General features: G+C 67.3%; 10 protein-coding genes. 7 read left to right on the top strand and 3 right to left on the bottom strand.

Going from position 1 to position 15281, the window contains the following annotated elements:
- The first annotated feature begins 100 nt into the window (after window positions 1–100).
- Window positions 101–745 carry a DUF433 domain-containing protein gene (locus ACFW48_RS23890; RefSeq protein WP_097251353.1) on the top strand — a complete coding sequence of 215 codons (645 nt, stop codon included), beginning with the start codon at window positions 101–103 and terminating at the stop codon, window positions 743–745.
- Window positions 742–1212 carry a DUF5615 family PIN-like protein gene (locus ACFW48_RS23885; protein ID WP_386317670.1) on the top strand — a complete coding sequence of 157 codons (471 nt, stop codon included), beginning with the start codon at window positions 742–744 and terminating at the stop codon, window positions 1210–1212. The genes ACFW48_RS23890 and ACFW48_RS23885 overlap by 4 nt, the downstream gene beginning before the upstream one ends.
- A gap of 87 nt (window positions 1213–1299) precedes the next feature.
- On the opposite strand, the gene ACFW48_RS23880 is transcribed toward ACFW48_RS23885, so the two are convergent.
- A complete protein-coding gene (locus ACFW48_RS23880; RefSeq protein WP_386317668.1) occupies window positions 1300–2052 on the bottom strand; it encodes a hypothetical protein in 753 nt (250 codons plus the stop codon).
- Window positions 2053–2479: 427 nt separating this feature from the next.
- Here ACFW48_RS23880 and ACFW48_RS23875 point away from each other — a divergent pair, with 427 nt between their 5' ends.
- The 4 genes from ACFW48_RS23875 (at window position 2480) to ACFW48_RS23860 (ending at window position 7396) form a co-directional block, all read left to right on the top strand.
- Entirely contained in the window at window positions 2480–3304 is an 825-nt protein-coding gene (locus ACFW48_RS23875) for a hypothetical protein (protein WP_386317666.1), read from the top strand.
- Window positions 3301–4623, top strand: coding sequence for a 7-cyano-7-deazaguanine synthase (locus tag ACFW48_RS23870; protein WP_386317664.1), 1323 nt, complete (start codon window positions 3301–3303; stop codon window positions 4621–4623). Before ACFW48_RS23875 ends, ACFW48_RS23870 begins: the two co-directional genes overlap by 4 nt.
- Window positions 4624–4775: 152 nt before the next feature.
- Complete coding sequence (locus tag ACFW48_RS23865) at window positions 4776–5189, top strand: hypothetical protein (RefSeq protein WP_328312088.1); 414 nt, start codon at window positions 4776–4778, stop codon at window positions 5187–5189.
- A complete protein-coding gene (locus ACFW48_RS23860; RefSeq protein ID WP_386317662.1) occupies window positions 5189–7396 on the top strand; it encodes a caspase domain-containing protein in 2208 nt (735 codons plus the stop codon). The genes ACFW48_RS23865 and ACFW48_RS23860 overlap by 1 nt, the downstream gene beginning before the upstream one ends.
- A gap of 61 nt (window positions 7397–7457) precedes the next feature.
- Here the strand turns inward: ACFW48_RS23860 and ACFW48_RS23855 are convergent, their stop codons facing one another.
- Window positions 7458–8210, bottom strand: coding sequence for a transposase family protein (locus tag ACFW48_RS23855; RefSeq protein ID WP_386317660.1), 753 nt, complete (start codon window positions 8208–8210; stop codon window positions 7458–7460).
- Window positions 8211–8251: 41 nt separating this feature from the next.
- Window positions 8252–8563 carry a hypothetical protein gene (locus ACFW48_RS23850; RefSeq protein WP_386317658.1) on the bottom strand — a complete coding sequence of 104 codons (312 nt, stop codon included), beginning with the start codon at window positions 8561–8563 and terminating at the stop codon, window positions 8252–8254.
- Between the two features lie 389 nt (window positions 8564–8952).
- Between ACFW48_RS23850 and ACFW48_RS23845 the strand changes: the two genes are divergently transcribed.
- Window positions 8953–15264: a protein kinase gene (locus ACFW48_RS23845; protein ID WP_386317656.1), complete on the top strand. Its 6312-nt coding sequence runs from the start codon at window positions 8953–8955 to the stop codon at window positions 15262–15264.
- Window positions 15265–15281 lie beyond the last annotated feature (17 nt).

Here is a 15281-nt window from a genome sequence, read left to right as displayed (position 1 = left end):
CCCTGAATGGGCCCTTCGGTTTCTGTGCCGCGTGGCCTCCAGGAGAATGGGGTACGTTCAGGCCGAATCGATGGGGGCGGAAGACGGAAGGAGGCACGCGGTGTCATACGAACCCAAACTCGCCGCGGCTCTTTCCGGCGCGACTCTGCGCCAGCTGTCCCACTGGCGCCGAGCCTCCGGGCCCAAAGGCGCCGTGCTCGTCCCCGAGATCTCCAGCGAGAGGCCGATACTCTACTCGTTCCGCGACGTTGTCGCACTCCGCATCTGCGTGCAGCTGCGCGAAGAGGCTTCGTTGCAGAAGATCCGCCGTGCGCTGAACACGCTCCGGGAAGACCTCGGCGAGTGGGAGCACCTCTCCTCGTACAAACTCGTCGCGGGCCCGGACACGATCTATCTGGCTGAACCCGACCACGCCGTAGACCTGATCAAGGGGGGCAACGTGGTCATCCACCAGATGGTGGATGTTCTCGCGCCCTTCTATAAGGACGGCCGTAGCATTCCCGCTCTACTCACCCCCCGTGAGCACGTCGCGGTCGACGAGTCGGTCCGCGGCGGAGAACCGGTCATCCAAGGCACAAGGATCCCAGCCTCAGATGTCGCTGCCCTCGTAAGAGACGGCATCCCGCCGGACCAGATCGGTGAGTTCTACCCAGGCGTGACGGCCGAGGCCGCCCGGGACGCCGCCGACTTCAGCGAGTACGTCGACAGCTATGGCAGCAGCGAGCCCCGGCAGGTCGTCGCTTGAAACTGCTGCTCGACGAGAACGTGCCGCGCCCCATGGCCGAGATCGTGCGCATCCTGCTGAAGGCCCATGAAGTCGTTCACGTCCACGACCTCAAGGGCTGGACGGGCACGAAGGACATCGAGCTGTACGCCAAGGCCGAGGCCGACGGCTTCGAGGTCGTCATCACCAACGACACCAAGCAGCTCAGCCGGCCACTCGAAGTGGCGGCCATCGCACAGTCGGGCCTGCATCGCATCGAGTACCGCCAGAACAACAAGCATGGTGGCCTGGTGGGCCTGGGCACGGCGATCGCCACCGTCTGCGCGGCCCTTCCTCACGCCCTGTCCGAACTCGAAGCAGCTGACGGCCAGCGTCTCGTCTCTCTGACGTCGATCGACCCAACCCGGCAGAAGCGCCTCCAGATCACGGACCCGGCCGTCGCCCCGCCGAAGCACTGGCCGGGGCGCGATTCGACCGCTGAGTCCTGACACCTCGATACACGAGGGCTCCCGGCCAGTAACCCATCGGAATCGATGCGGGGAATGGCCTGGCATCGCTGCCTGCGCTTCGTCTCATCAAGACTCACTGCCGAGCTCTTCCTGGAGCTCGGCGATGCGTTGTTGGGTTGCCGCCGCGTTCTTCTGCTGACGGGTCAGCTTCGCCTCGACGGCTGCCAGTTCCCGGGCGAGCCGCTCCCGATCAGCTGCCGCCCGCTCACGGATGGTCCCGTCATCGCGGTACGCGGGCCCTACTCGCTCACTGCTCACTACGCCGCGACGCTCTCCGCACTCTGGGCAGTCGATGACGCGGGTGGAAACGCGGCTGTTCTCGCGATGCTGAATGTGGGGCACCACATGGTCGCAACGGAGAGTGAGGTCCCAAGTATCGAGGTCTTTCTTGCTCTCCTCCCGCGAAGGCCAGGACGCGAACAGGCTGGCGAGCTTCTCTATCTGCTTCGGCCCCATCGGCGGTGGCGGGCAACAAAAACAGCAGTGCGTCACCCGAGAACCGCTGACGGACCACCGAGCATCCCGGCAGTCGGCGTGCCGCTCGCGGAACCTCTGGTTGGCTTCCTCGTATTCGCGCTTCTCGGCCTCGGACAACCTCATGAGAGGTGGCCAGCTCCCCAGCTCATCCGTCATGGGTTGTCCGCAACCGCGACAGGGCTCACCGGCCACGTACTCCGCCCAGCTGAGGCACGTACCTTCTCGCTTCCAGCGTGCATCCCGCTCGCGGCGACGACGGTCGTCCGCTTCGGCATTCAGGGCCGAGCGCAGAGCACGTTTGGCGGCTCGTCGCCGCTTCTGCTCCTCCGTGAGCTTGGCCATGGCTTCACCCTTCGCTGCACCGTGTTCTCGTGCACAACCGTGGAATGCATGCTGGCGTGGCCACCCCGTGAGCCGACTGCCCGTGTGCCGGATGACGACTTGTGACCGGACCTGGATCGCAAGCGGCCTTCAGGCGACTGGTGTCGTCTGGAGCGGACAGCCGGAGCTTCCTGATTTGATACGCGGTCAGGAGCCGCACTGCAGAGAGCACGGACAACAGGGCATACGACGCAAGGGCCAATCTTGCCAGCCCGCGACCTGCCCCGAACCGGTACTTGCGGGGCGTCTGTGACTCAGCGCTACGACTGGTCACGTATCTGGGTGTAGGCATCACGGGAAGTGATACCCCTGGCGGTTTCAGCACCTGGTCGGTCCGCGGGCCCCTGGCCGAGTCCCGCCCTACCTGGGGATCGTCCGGTCTGATGCCATGGACGAAGTGGCTGGTTGGGACACCATCGTTGGGGGCGATGTGGGGACATCCACGCGATGGAAGGGACCGAACGGCGATCGGTGGAGCTCCGCTGGGAGGCGGCTGGCGCGCTGGCGGGAGGACTCACGTAACGCGGATCAGCGGCTAGAGGAGATCGCGGCGGACCACCTGAGCGCCCTGCACGAGACGCTCCGTGCCGATCGATCGGCTTTCGGGTTGTACGACACGGCTTGCGCGGCAGGCGAACGGCTCGCCGGAGCCCTGGGGCCGCTGGCTACAGAGGGGGCGGAGTCGGAGGACGCGCTCGTCGCGCGTCTCGTCTTGGAGGTCGGTGGGGACGGCGGCACACTCGCCGACGCCGCGGTGCGCAGGGGGATGGCCGCGGCGGTCCGCGATGTCCGGAGCAGACATCCCGAGCTGGACGATGCCATGGGCGGAGGCGGCGGCGGCTTCACCTGGGACATCCTGTGCGATCTCTACCAGGTGTTCTTCGCGGACATGGTGGGGGAGTTCCTCAGGTCCGTTGTCGCCGAGCACGTCAAGGTGGCGGTCCCGGTGCTCATCGCGGCCGATCCGGAAGGCAGGATCGCCGACTGGGTCGCGGAGAAGGTAGTGGACCTGGTGCCGAATCCTTGCGAGGAGTCCGCCGAAGCGACGGACCTTGCACAGGGTGTGGATACCGCGCAGTCAGTGGTGGACGCTCTGCAGGACCCGTCGGCTGCATTGCCCAAGATCGCCGAGTTGTTGGTACCGCGGGCGGTCGGAAAGGTGCTTGGCCTGATCACCGAGGAGATCACCGGAGAAGAGGGAGCTGCGGCGTGACCGATTCTGACGATTTCCTGTGGTGGCGCGGTCCTCGGAGCGACCGACCTCGTGGCGACCGCTGGACGGAGATCGGCGAGGAATCCTTCCAGGAAAAGGAGCGCCGCATCACCGGCCGGCACTATCTGCCCGGTTCCGTCCCCGACTGGGCCGAGGACCTGTTCCGCGTCGCCAGGGCGGCTTTCATCGCCGACAAGTACGTACGCCGGACCGGAGTACGGGACAGGTGGACCCGCCGCATCAGCCTCGCCGTGCCCGTCACGGAACACGAGCGGTGGGCAAGCGCAGCGGTCCGTACCCACCTCACTGCGCTTCTCCAAGACCTCACCGGGGACCTCTGGAACGTGGACTTCCGTCCCCTCACCGGTCACTACGTCGAGGAGGCGATGATCTCTCCCGACGACCCGCGTGCCGCGGAAGTCGCGTTGTTCTCCGGCGGACTGGATTCCCTCAGCTGGGCTGCCACCCGTGCGCGCGCCGCCGACTCCCGACCGCTGCTGCTCGTGATGTTCCGCGAGATCGGCCTGCTGCGTCTCCAGCAGCGGGTGTACAAGGCCGTCGAACGACTGGGCGGAGCAGGGCCGGTCCTGCTGTTGCCGATGAGCCAGACCCCGGCGGGCGACGGCTCGAGGTTACGGCTGGAGACCTCCTCCCGCACACGTGGCCTGCTGTATGCGACAGGCGCGATCCGCGCCGCCACCGCGCACGGTGTGAGTACCGTCCACATCCCCGAGAATGGCCAGCTCGCCCTCAATCCGCCCCTGACAGCGGCGCGTTCGGCCGCTTGTTCCACGCGCTCCGTGCACCCGCGGACGCTGCGCAGCCTGAACGCCTTGGTGACGGCCGTGAGTGACACGGAGAGCGCGGTGCAGGTGGTCAACCCCTTGGCACAGCTCACGAAAGGCGAGGTGTGCAAGGCCGGACGTGATGCGGGGCTCACCCCGTCCGACCTGGAGTCCACTCTGAGCTGCGGCAAGCCTCCAACCCGCCGAAGCGGCGGCCCTCCCATCGCCAACTGCGGGGTCTGCTTCCCGTGCCTCGTGCGCCGCTCCGGGCTGCTCCACGCCAACGGCATCGACGGCACCCGGTACGAGGCATTGCCGTGGGCGGACGGCTTACCGCTTGACCGGGGTGCCGACTGGCGCGCACTGCAGCGGTGGCTGCTCGGCAGATACACCATTACGGATCTCCTCACCGATACTCCGCTGCCGCCGGACATGGATCCAATGGCGGCCTTCGAATTGATCAAGCGCGGGCGGAAGGAACTGGCCCGACTGCTTCAGATCGCCGGTGCGGCCGAGGCCGCTGATGCGGCGTAGACGGCTTCGTGGCGTACGAATCAACGCCACACTGTTGAAGGCCAGTTGAGACGTATTCTTCCCTCTGGGGTGAAAGCTGTGGCAGGAGTGACGGCCCCATATCCGCTCCTTGCCGTGAGCGCTAGGCAGCAGAGACGATAGAGGGAGACGTCGTGGAGATTCAGATCACGGTCGATGCGCAGGGCGACGACGCAGCGGCACATGATCTCTACTACTGGCTCCGGCAGGATCGCGACCTCCGGCGTCACGTGGAGGTCGAACTGGAACAAGCCTCCGAAGTCTCTGACCGCATGAGCGCGGGCGAGATCATCAACATGTTCGTCAGCAACGGTATTGCCGCTGCGAGCTTGTTGGTGAACATCGTGGTCGCCTGGCGAGCATCCCGACCTTCGCCGCCCGGGGCCGTGACCTTCGAGCACGGCGGTATGACAGTGACCGTGCACGATGCGTCGGACGAAACCTTGCGCCGAGTCGCACTGCTGTTGGCTCCCGAGACCCACGGCGGAGACCCAGGGGCCACTGGTCCGGGACGTCCGTCGGCACCGTCGGTTGCAGGGAATCGGTGATGGGGCTGCCCGACCCCGACGGAACTCGTGTGGTGCTGATCGGTGCGGACGACTATCAGAACTTCTCGGACCTGCCAGCGGTGCGGAACAACCTCGCCAGGCTGGCAGAGCTGTTCAGGTCACCGGACGTTGGGGGGCTACCCGCCGGACATTGCGTGTCGCTGCGTAATCCCGCCGATGGCCAGGACGTACTCGATGCCGTCCACCAGGCAGCAAGCGAGGCGACAGACACGCTGGTGGTGTACTTCGCCGGCCACGGTATGCGGTCGCTCGATGGCTTTCTCTATCTCGCGCTGGGGCATTCCGAGCGAAACCGGAAGCTGTACAAGTCGGTGGCGTTCAACTACCTCCGCACAGCAGTGCTGGAAAGCGCAGCGCCCAGGAAGGTCGTGATCCTCGACTGTTGCTACAGCGGTGCCGCGCTGGAGGGATACATGGGCGGGCCGGATGAGTTCGCGGACCAGGCCGCCATCGAGGGTACCTATGTCATGACTGCCTCAGCCGCTACGCAGGCTGCCATGGCCCCCGTGGGTGCGCACTTCACTGCGTTCACCGGTGAACTCGTGAAAGCCATTACCGATGGCGTTCCAGACGTGTTGGGCCCACTCGACATGAACGCCCTCTACCAGCACGTCAGCCGTGAACTGGCATCACAGGGCATGCCGGTACCCCTGCAACGGGCCGGCGACCAGGGGCACGCCATCACACTGTTCCGAAACAAGTGGAAGCGGCCCAGGAAGGAGCCCACGCTCGCGACGCTGCGTGAAGAGTGGTTCCGCGCGATCCAAGAAGGGCTGCTCTGGCATGTAAGGGATGTCCCGGCGCTTGCTGAGGGCCGACTACGCACCGAGTTCGGCGAACCCGGGCTCATCGGCTCCCTGCTGGTGGCGCGGATCGCCGCCCGGCTCGCTCGGGGTGAGGGCACGGCGAATATCCGTGGCTGGCTCGCCGCCAGCCCTTTTTTCACTGCGCCCGGCCCCAATGCTGATGAGCTCACCGAGCTCATCAGCAAGGTCCAGTTCGGGTTCCAGCATGACGGGCTGGCCACCACCGTTGTGGTCCTCGACGGCCTGGGACTGCTCCCCTGGAGGCCGGAGAGCACGGACATGCTTCTCATTGAATACTGGGCTGCCCAACGAGGTCGTACGGTGCCTCGTACACGTGTGGAACGTGAACTCAGGGAGCTGTGGGACAGCACGGACTCGCGTGTCCACGCGGCACTCTCGGCGCTGCCGTCCTCTCCACTGGAGGCATATCCCGACGTGTGGAAGAGGCTGAAAGACGAGTCGGACTTCCGCGTCGGCAACGCGGGGGCCATGGTGCTCGGCGAGCGGAGTGGCGGCGACCGCGCCTGGGATCGGTGGATGTCCACCCGCACCTGGAGCATTCTCAAGGCTCGCCACTTGGTGCGCCTCGGCGGAGATCTCGTCCGCTGCCAGGCCGCGCAGCGTGCTCTCGGCCGTCTCCTCGATCAGGCACCTCCCGGCGATGAGTTCCGCGGTGTTCTTGAGCGGGCCGCAAAGATCATCCAGGAACAGTTGGAGCACATCGCCCTGGCTGTAGAGGGCATGAGCGCCATCGAGTACGAGCTGCTACGCGAGCGTAGCCGGGACGAACACTTCCAGGACGGCTGCCTTGTCACCTTCCAGCAGCATCTGCTGGAGCGGTACCGGTCCTTCACCCCTTTCCCCGAGCACGTGACAACACACGGCACCTGGGGCCCGCTTCCATGGTGGTCGATCGCCCTGCACGACGAGCGCGAACAACTTGCGGCGCAGGAGCTGCTTGTCCGCGGCGGCATGCAGATGAGTATCACCTCCAAGAGCCGTGACGCTGACGAGCTTGTCATCACCTGCCAGGAGCCCGGGTCCGGACCCTCAGGCATCACAGCCCGCCTCCGTTTCGATCTCCGCGACGCCGTGCACGCCTGCGAGCTGCTCCTGCTTGCCCGTCGGCAGTCGGTGGCGGTGGACTTCCTCACTGAACACATCGACGAGTGGGATGACCGCGAGGTCACCCTCATCGGCACGTTGCCCATCGACGTAGGCAGCGACATCGGAACTACGCTCGCCGATATCGCAACCGGTGCCCTGCGCCGACTCATGCCCGGTGCATCAGGCCCGGCTATTTACCATGACGGGGTCCCGGCGCTCGAGAGGCTCATCAAATCCTCACGGCTCCCGCAGATCTGCCGTCATCCGAGGTAGCGACCGAGCCTGATGAGGCTGGCATCGACATGCGCGTCAAACTGAACCTTTTCCATCTTGATCAGCTGGCGAGTTCGAGGGCGACGACGGCTCGGACGACAGCGGTGATCCGGGTAGTGCTGCAGCGGAGCTTCCGCAGGAGCCGCCAGCACTTGAGGATCGCCATGGCGCGTTCACCGAGGCTGCGGATCCTGGTGTGGTCCTGGTTGTGACGCCGGCGCCAGCCGCACAGGTTCTTGCCTCGGAACGGGACGCGGATGGCGGAGCCCGCACCCTGATAGGCCTTGTCTGCCCAGCACTTGATGTTGTCCGCGGCCAGGGCGGCGGGAATGCCGTGAGTCCGGGCCGCGGTCAGGTCGTGCGTGGCTCCCGGCAGTGCGTCCGAGGCCCAGATCAGGCGTCCGGCGGGATCGGCGAGGACCTGCACGTTCATCCCGTGGTGCTTCTTCTTCCCGGAGTAGTAGGGCCGGTCGGCGGCGATGCGGTCGATCAGCAGGAGTGTGCCGTCGAGGATCACGTACGCCTTCTTCCGCACGGTCTGCATGGCCTGTTCGAGCGTGGGCGCGAGGGCGGCCAGGAGGTCTACGGCCTCGCGTATGTACCGGTAGACCGTGGCGATCCCGACGCGGAAACCCGCCGCGAGGCGGGCATGGGTGTCACCGCAGCGCAGGTGGGCCAGGACCAGCAGGCCCTGCCGGCCGCAGGTGAGGCGCCGCCAGCGGGAGCCGATGCGGCGGCGGTGACCTGCGAGAAGTCTGGAGAGGTGCTGCAGGGTGCGGCTGGACAGATCAGTGGCAGACGGGTAGACAAGCACGAGAGCTCCTGGCGGACTGGTGATCTTGGTCGTGAACCCGTCTACCAGGAGCTCTCTTCGTGCCCGCCACCGGGACGCCGATCCACCCACCCGTCAGGTTGGAAAGGGTTGACTGTCTCCATGTCCATCAGACGTCGCGGAGAGGTGACGGAGTGTTCGACGGTCATGTAGTCGTGCCCGGCGATCTGGTCGTCGAGGTCGCCATGGAGGGCGAGGGTCTCAGTGTCAATGCCCTCGCTCTCTTCCATGCGGGCGACGATCTCGGTGTCGAGCTGTTCTGCGATCTTTCGCGGCTCGCGAACGCTCTCGACCTTTTCCTCAAGTTTCGCCACTGCTTTGGCCGGAACGCCCATTTCGTCTCTCCGTTCCGGCTGTCATGATCTATCCTCGCGAGCGCGCCAGCGACGAAGGTCGTGCGGTCTGTCGCCATCCGGTCGCGGAGGCCGTTGACCTGGTACCGCTGCGTCGGCTCCCTCCCCTGTCGCGACACATGTGTGAGGCAGGGATTCTGCTGGTCTGAGCCCGTTTCGCCGAACGCTCGTGGTCGTACGGGGGTGGCTCGTGAAGCCGAAATGGCCCGCACGAACAGTCGATGTGTTGACGATGCTAACAGGCTGACACTTGTTCATTTCCTGACTTTCGTGTACGTTCCTTCTGTGGGTGCTCCGTCTGTCACGATGAGCACGCCCACCACATGGGGAAAACGCGTGCCCTCGGCGGGGCCGCACGGGGAGGCAGCAGCATGAGTGAAGGTTCCGAGACGGTCGCCGGGCGGTTCCGCCTGCTGAGCTACGTCGACTCGGGAAACATGGGTGAGGTTCACCGCGCCGAGGACCTGGACGAGGCCGAGGACTCTCCCGACCGCTTCGTCGCCCTCAAGCTCATCCGCCGCCGCCGCTCGGGCACGCTGGTGGAGACCCGCACCGACCCGAAGGCGGTGGAGCGGTTCGCGCGCGAGGTGCGCATCATGCATCTGCTGAGCCACCCCAACCTGCCCCGCACGATCGACGGCGGGGTGGACGAGACCAACGGCGACCTTCCCTTCCTGGTCATGGAATTCCTGGACGGGCATCCACTCGCCGACCTCGTGGCGGAGGAAGGGCAGCTTCCGGTGCCCTGGGTCGCCGCCATCGGGGCACAGATGGCCGACGCCCTGGCCGCCGCTCACGTTGCCGGCGTGGTCCACCGGGACCTCAAGCCCCGCAACGTGATGCTCACCCGTGGTGGCGCAGTCAAAGTCCTCGACTTCGGTATCGGCCGGATTGTCGACGATCCCGACGGCACCAAGCTGACCAGCACGGGAGTGACCGTCGGCACGGCCCGCTACATGGCGCCGGAACAGTTCGAGGGCAGCCTCGTCACCCAGGCCGCCGATCTGTACGCCCTTGGGTGCATGCTGCACGAGACGCTGCTGGGGAACCCGCCCTTCATGGGCAACACCGCCTTTGATTTCCGCGACAAGCACGTCAATCAGGAGCCGACGCCGGTACGTCTGCTTCGTTCTGATGTGCCGGAGGCGCTGGCCCGCCTTGTGGACCGTCTCCTTGCGAAGAACCCCGCCGACCGCCCTGCTGACGCGGTCGCCGTCCGGGATGCGCTGCTTCCTTTCGTGGCGGAGGGCAGCACTCTTCCTGTCTGGCAGGACTTCGACCCGGTGAAGTGGCTGCTGCGGCCGGCCGACGAGGCCGTCTCGGTCACCGAGCCGCGGTCTTCCGAGCCGGCGGCACCGGAGCCCGTGAAGCGTTCCTTGTCCGGCTCGGGCATGGACGTCTTCGGTGTGCACGAGCAACTCATCAAGGACTACCGCTCGTTCACCGAGGGCGGCACCGTGATCCGGGACGAACGCATCAAGGACTTCGTGAAGAAGGACCTCGATGACAAATCGCAGTGGCCCAACCCTTGGCTGTCGCTCAATCCCTTCTTCGCTTCCGCCGGAACGGTCGCGGAACTCGCCGCGCAGAAGGTCCTGCAAGAGGAGTGCGCGAAGATCTTCCAGGCGGGGAAGTCCGAGAACTCCACCGTGTGCGACGGCCGCTCGCTCACCCTGCACCGTCACCAGCGTGCGGCGATCGACGCGGCCGCGGCCGGCGTCTCCTACGTCCTGACCACCGGCACCGGTTCCGGCAAGTCCCTCGCTTACATGGTCCCGATCGTCGACCGGGTTCTCAAAGAGCGGAAGCAGGCCGGGCCCGATGCGCCCAAGAGGGTGCGGGCCATCATCGTCTACCCGATGAACGCCCTCGCCAACAGCCAGCTCAAGGAGCTGGAGAAGTACCTGCGCAACGGTTACGGCGTCGGCAACGAGCCGGTCACCTTCGCCCGCTACACGGGCCAGGAGGACGACGAGACCCGCAGGAAGATCCGCAAGAACCCCCCGGACATCCTGCTCACCAACTACGTGATGCTGGAGCTGATGCTCACCCGGCCCGACGACCGCGACAGCCTCGTGGCCATGGCCGAGGGACTGCAGTTCCTCGTCTTCGACGAACTGCACACCTATCGGGGTCGGCAGGGTGCGGACGTCGCCCTGCTGATCCGCCGGGTGCGTGACGCCTGCCGCGCCGACGATGTGCAGTGCATCGGCACCTCCGCGACGATGTCGACCGAAGGCAGCCTGGAGGAGCAGAAGAACGTGGTGGCCGACATGGCGACCAAGCTCTTCGGCACGAAGGTCAGCCCCGAGCACATCATCGGCGAGACCCTGGTCCGCGCCACCGGCGAGACCCCGACCGTCGTACCCGCCGCGCGCCTCACGGAGACCGCCGCCCCGCGCGCCTACGCCGACCTCGTGACCGATCCTCTCGCGCGCTGGATCGAGACGTACTTCGGTCTCGGCACCGACGAGGCCACGGGGCAGCTTGTGCGTCAGAAACCCCGGAAGATCGAGGAGGCCGCCGTCGTACTCGCGGCGCAGAGCGAGGTGCCGGAGAAGCAGTGCGCGGACGCCCTTCGGGCCACGCTGGAAGCGGGCTCGCAGGCGTACCACCCTGTCACCGAACGCCCCTTGTTCGCTTTCCGGCTCCACCAGTTCCTGTCCAAGGGCGACACCGTCTACGTCACCCTGGAGAACAAGGCCGACCGCCACCCCACCCGTGACTACCAGCGGGTCCGTCCGGGCACCGACGGACACGTCCTGATGCCGCTCGCCTTCTGCCGTGAGTGCGGTCAGGAGTACCTCACCGTGTGGCGTACGGAGAAGGACGGCGAGGTCCGCTACGAGCCGCGCCGCGACACCTCCGCCACCGGGGGCCGCGCCGGTGACGGCTACCTCTACCTCGACACGGACCGCTATCTGCACACCCCTCCCTGGCCCCAAACCCCGGAAGAGGCCATCGCTGACCGGCGGCTGCCCGAGTCCTGGCTGGAGATCGACGACAGGGGCCAGGAGGTCGTCAAGAAGTCCTACCGGGACCGGCTGCCGCGGGCGGTCACCGTCGATCCGTACGGAATCGAGTCCAAGGGCGAACTGCACGTGGCGTTCATCCCCGCCCCGTTCCTGTTCTGCCTGCACTGCTCGGTCTCCTACGAGCAGACCCGCGGGAAGGACTTCGCCAAGCTCGCCACCTTGGACCAGGAAGGCCGCTCCTCGGCGACCTCGCTGATCTCAGCATCCGTCGTGCGCTCGCTGGACAGCGTGCCGGAGGCGGCGCTCCCCAAGGCGGCACGCAAGCTCCTCACGTTCGTCGACAACCGGCAGGACGCCTCCCTCCAGGCCGGCCACTTCAACGACTTCGTCCAGGTCACCGAATTGCGCGGAGCGCTGTACCGGGCCGCCGTCGCCGCGGGCACGGACGGTATCCAGCATGAAGAGCTGACCTCCCGGGTCTCCAACGCCCTCGCCCTGGAGCCCGTCGTGTACACGGGCGAGTCCGACCTGCCCCCGCGGCTGGCCGCCGCCGCGGCGAGGACCCTGCGGGATGTGATCGCTTTCCGGCTCTACCTCGACCTGGAGCGCGGCTGGCGTGTCACCATGCCGAACCTGGAGCAGACGGGACTCCTGGAGATCGACTACGCCGACCTCCAGTGGGTCGCCGAACGCCAGGACCGCTGGGAACAGGCGCACCCCTCCCTGCGTGAGGCAGACGCCTCCCTGCGCGCCGAGATCATGAAGGCGCTACTCGACGAGATGCGCCGGTCTCTCGCCATCGACGTCCAGTACTTCCGTGACGACTTCGACTCGCTCCAGAGCGCCAGCGAGGAGAGGCTGGTCGACCCGTGGGTCCTCTCCAAGAGCGACACGCCCAAGGTCGCCACCGCCTATCCCCAGCCCTCGAAGCCCGGGATGGACCGGGCGGGACTGTTCCTGTCCGCGCGCGGCAAGTACGGAAAGTACCTGCGCCGCACGCATCGCGGGTTCGACAGGAACATGGACCCTGCCGACCTGCAGACAGTCATCGAGGATCTGCTGAAGGTCCTCAGGAACGCCGGGCTCGTGACCGAGGTGCCCGTGGCCCCGCAGAAGGCCGGGCGCTTCCGCAAGCCGTCGACGACCGCCACCGGTTACCGGGTGTCGGCCGCCTCCATCATCTGGCGGGCCGGCACGGGCGAAACCGGTGCCCATGATCCCCTCACCCGTACGTACGCCAGCGGCGACGGCCCGCGCGTCAACGCCTTCTTCCGCCAGCTCTACCGCGAAACGGCCGACGGCCTGTCCGGCCTGTTCGCGCGCGAGCACACCGCGCAGGTCGACCCCGAGGACCGGCAGAAGCGGGAGGAAGCCTTCAGCAAGGCCGAACTCAAGCTGCTCTACTGCTCCCCGACGATGGAGCTGGGCGTCGACATCTCCTCGCTCAACGCCGTCATGATGCGCAACGTCCCTCCCACTCCGGCCAACTACGCCCAGCGCAGCGGCCGTGCCGGGCGCAGTGGCCAGCCCGCCCTCGTGACCACCTACTGCGCCACCGGCAACAGCCACGACCAGTACTACTTCCGCCACTCCGCCCGCATGGTGGCCGGCGCCGTCGTCCCGCCACGCCTGGACCTGGCCAACGAGGACCTGGTCCGCTCGCACCTCCAGGGCATCTGGCTCGCCGAGGCCGGACTCACGCTGGGGCGGGCCATTCCGCAGATCCTCGACATCGCCCACGGCGAGACCTCCGGGAGCCCGGCTCCTGGCCTCGCTCTCCGCGACGACATCCTGGCCGCCTCCCACGAGCCCGGCGCGCAGTCCCGCACGGTGGACGCCGCCCGGCGCATCCTCGGCCCGCTGCTGCCCCAGTTCGGTGAGACCACCTGGTGGGACGAGCGGTGGATCGAGGACGCCGTGCGCAAGGCGCCGCGCAACTTCGACCGGGCCTTCGACCGCTGGCGCGACCTGTACCGGGCGGCCCTCGTCGACCAGTACGTGCAGAACAAGCGGGTCCTCGACCACACCCTGACCGAGGGCGACCGGAGGCAGGCGTTCCGGCGCCGCACCCAGGCCGAGACCCAGCTCAACCTGCTCAAGAACGAGAGCCCGGACAACCGCTCCGTCCTGTCCGACTTCAACCCCTACCGCTACCTCGCGTCCGAGGGCTTCCTGCCCGGCTACTCCTTCCCCCGGCTGCCGCTGGCCGCCTTCATCCCCACCCGGGGTGGCCGTCAGGGCGACGGGGACTATCTCCAGAGGCCCCGCTTCCTCGCGATCCGCGAGTTCGGCCCCGGCGCGCTCATCTACCACGAGGGCGCCCGCTACCAGGTCACCCGCATCCAGCTGCCGCCCGACTCCTCCGGCGACATCTCCACCAGCGAGGCCCGCCGCTGCGCCCACTGCGGCTACCTCGACGAACCCGAGCAGCGCCGGGACAAGTGCGAGATGTGCGACAAGCCGCTGGGTGCGCCCACCTACAACCTGCTGCACCTGCACACCGTCTACACCCAGCGCCGGGAGCGGATCTCCTCCGACGAGGAGGAGCGCCGCCGGGCCGGATTTCGGCTGGAGACGTCGTACCGCTTCCGGCGGCACGGCACGCGCAGGGGGCGGCAGGATGCCCGGGTCGCCGACTCCGCCGGTCCGCTCGCCACGCTCACCTACGGTGACTCCGCCACCGTCCGCATCACCAACGTCGGCAGGCTGCGCGCCAAGGACAACGAGCCGGCCGGCTACTGGCTCGACCCCACCGACGGGCGTTGGATGAACGAGCGGGACGCCTCCGACGCATCAGGCGACTCCAGTGAGATGCCTGTCATCGACGAGGACGGCAAGGAGAAGCGCCGCAAGAAGCGGGTCATCCCGTTCGTCGAGGACCGCCGCAACATCCTCGTCGTCACCCTTGACGAGCCGCTGCCGGACCCGGTCGCCCTGACGTTGATGTACGCCCTGGAGCGCGGCATCGAGACCGCCTTCGAGCTGGAGGACTCCGAGCTGACCAGCGAACTGCTGCCGCCGGCCGACGGACCGCGCGACCGGCTGCTGTTCACCGAGGCCGCCGAGGGAGGCGCGGGCGTCCTCCGGCGGCTCCAGGCCGAACCGCAGGCTCTGGCCAAGGCAGCCCGGCAGGCTCTCGCCATCTGCCACTTCGATGAGCACGGCGGGGACGAGAAGGGACCGCACCCCGACCGGCCCTGCGCCCGAGGCTGCTACGAGTGCCTGCTGACGTACGGCAACCAGCTCCACCACGGCGTGATCGACCGCGGCTTGGTCACCGCCCTGCTGCTACGGCTCGCGTCCGCCGAGGCGACGAGCGAGAGGCGCGGCGAAACGACCACCGATCAGCACCAAAGGCTGGTGGCGGCTTCCGCCGCCGCGACCACCAGTGCGGCCCCACAGCTCACCTCGGTGGAGACGGAGTTCCTGACCTGGCTCAGGGAGCGCGGCCTCCGGCTGCCCGACGAGGCGGGGATCACGGTCCCCGAGGCCGACGCCCGCCCGGACTTCGTCTACCGGATGCCGGGGGTCAACCTCGCCGTCTTCCTCGGCGGCGCGGACGCCGAGGAAGACGCGGCGCGGGATGAGGACGCCGAGGAGCGGCTGTACCTCGCCCGGTGGGACGTCATCCGCTTCCCGGAAGGAAGCGACTGGGACGCCATCGCCGCCGAGCACGCCCGTTACTTCGGCCTCGGCCCGTCCTCATGACAGCCCGCCCGCACCGT

Source organism: Streptomyces sp. NPDC058812, from assembly GCF_042744565.1.
GTDB lineage: Bacteria > Actinomycetota > Actinomycetes > Streptomycetales > Streptomycetaceae > Streptomyces > Streptomyces thinghirensis.
This window is presented reverse-complemented; position numbering and strand designations above follow the sequence as displayed.

Bases quoted from the DNA above. Each gene is read 5' to 3' on its own strand.
- ACFW48_RS23880 (WP_386317668.1), bottom strand. From the start codon at position 2,052: ATGGCCAAGCTCACGGAGGAGCAGAAGCGGCGACGAGCCGCCAAACGT.
- ACFW48_RS23875 (WP_386317666.1), top strand. From the start codon at position 2,480: ATGGACGAAGTGGCTGGTTGGGACACCATCGTTGGGGGCGATGTGGGG.
- ACFW48_RS23860 (WP_386317662.1), top strand. From the start codon at position 5,189: ATGGGGCTGCCCGACCCCGACGGAACTCGTGTGGTGCTGATCGGTGCG.
- ACFW48_RS23850 (WP_386317658.1), bottom strand. From the start codon at position 8,563: ATGGGCGTTCCGGCCAAAGCAGTGGCGAAACTTGAGGAAAAGGTCGAG.
- ACFW48_RS23845 (WP_386317656.1), top strand. From the start codon at position 8,953: ATGAGTGAAGGTTCCGAGACGGTCGCCGGGCGGTTCCGCCTGCTGAGC.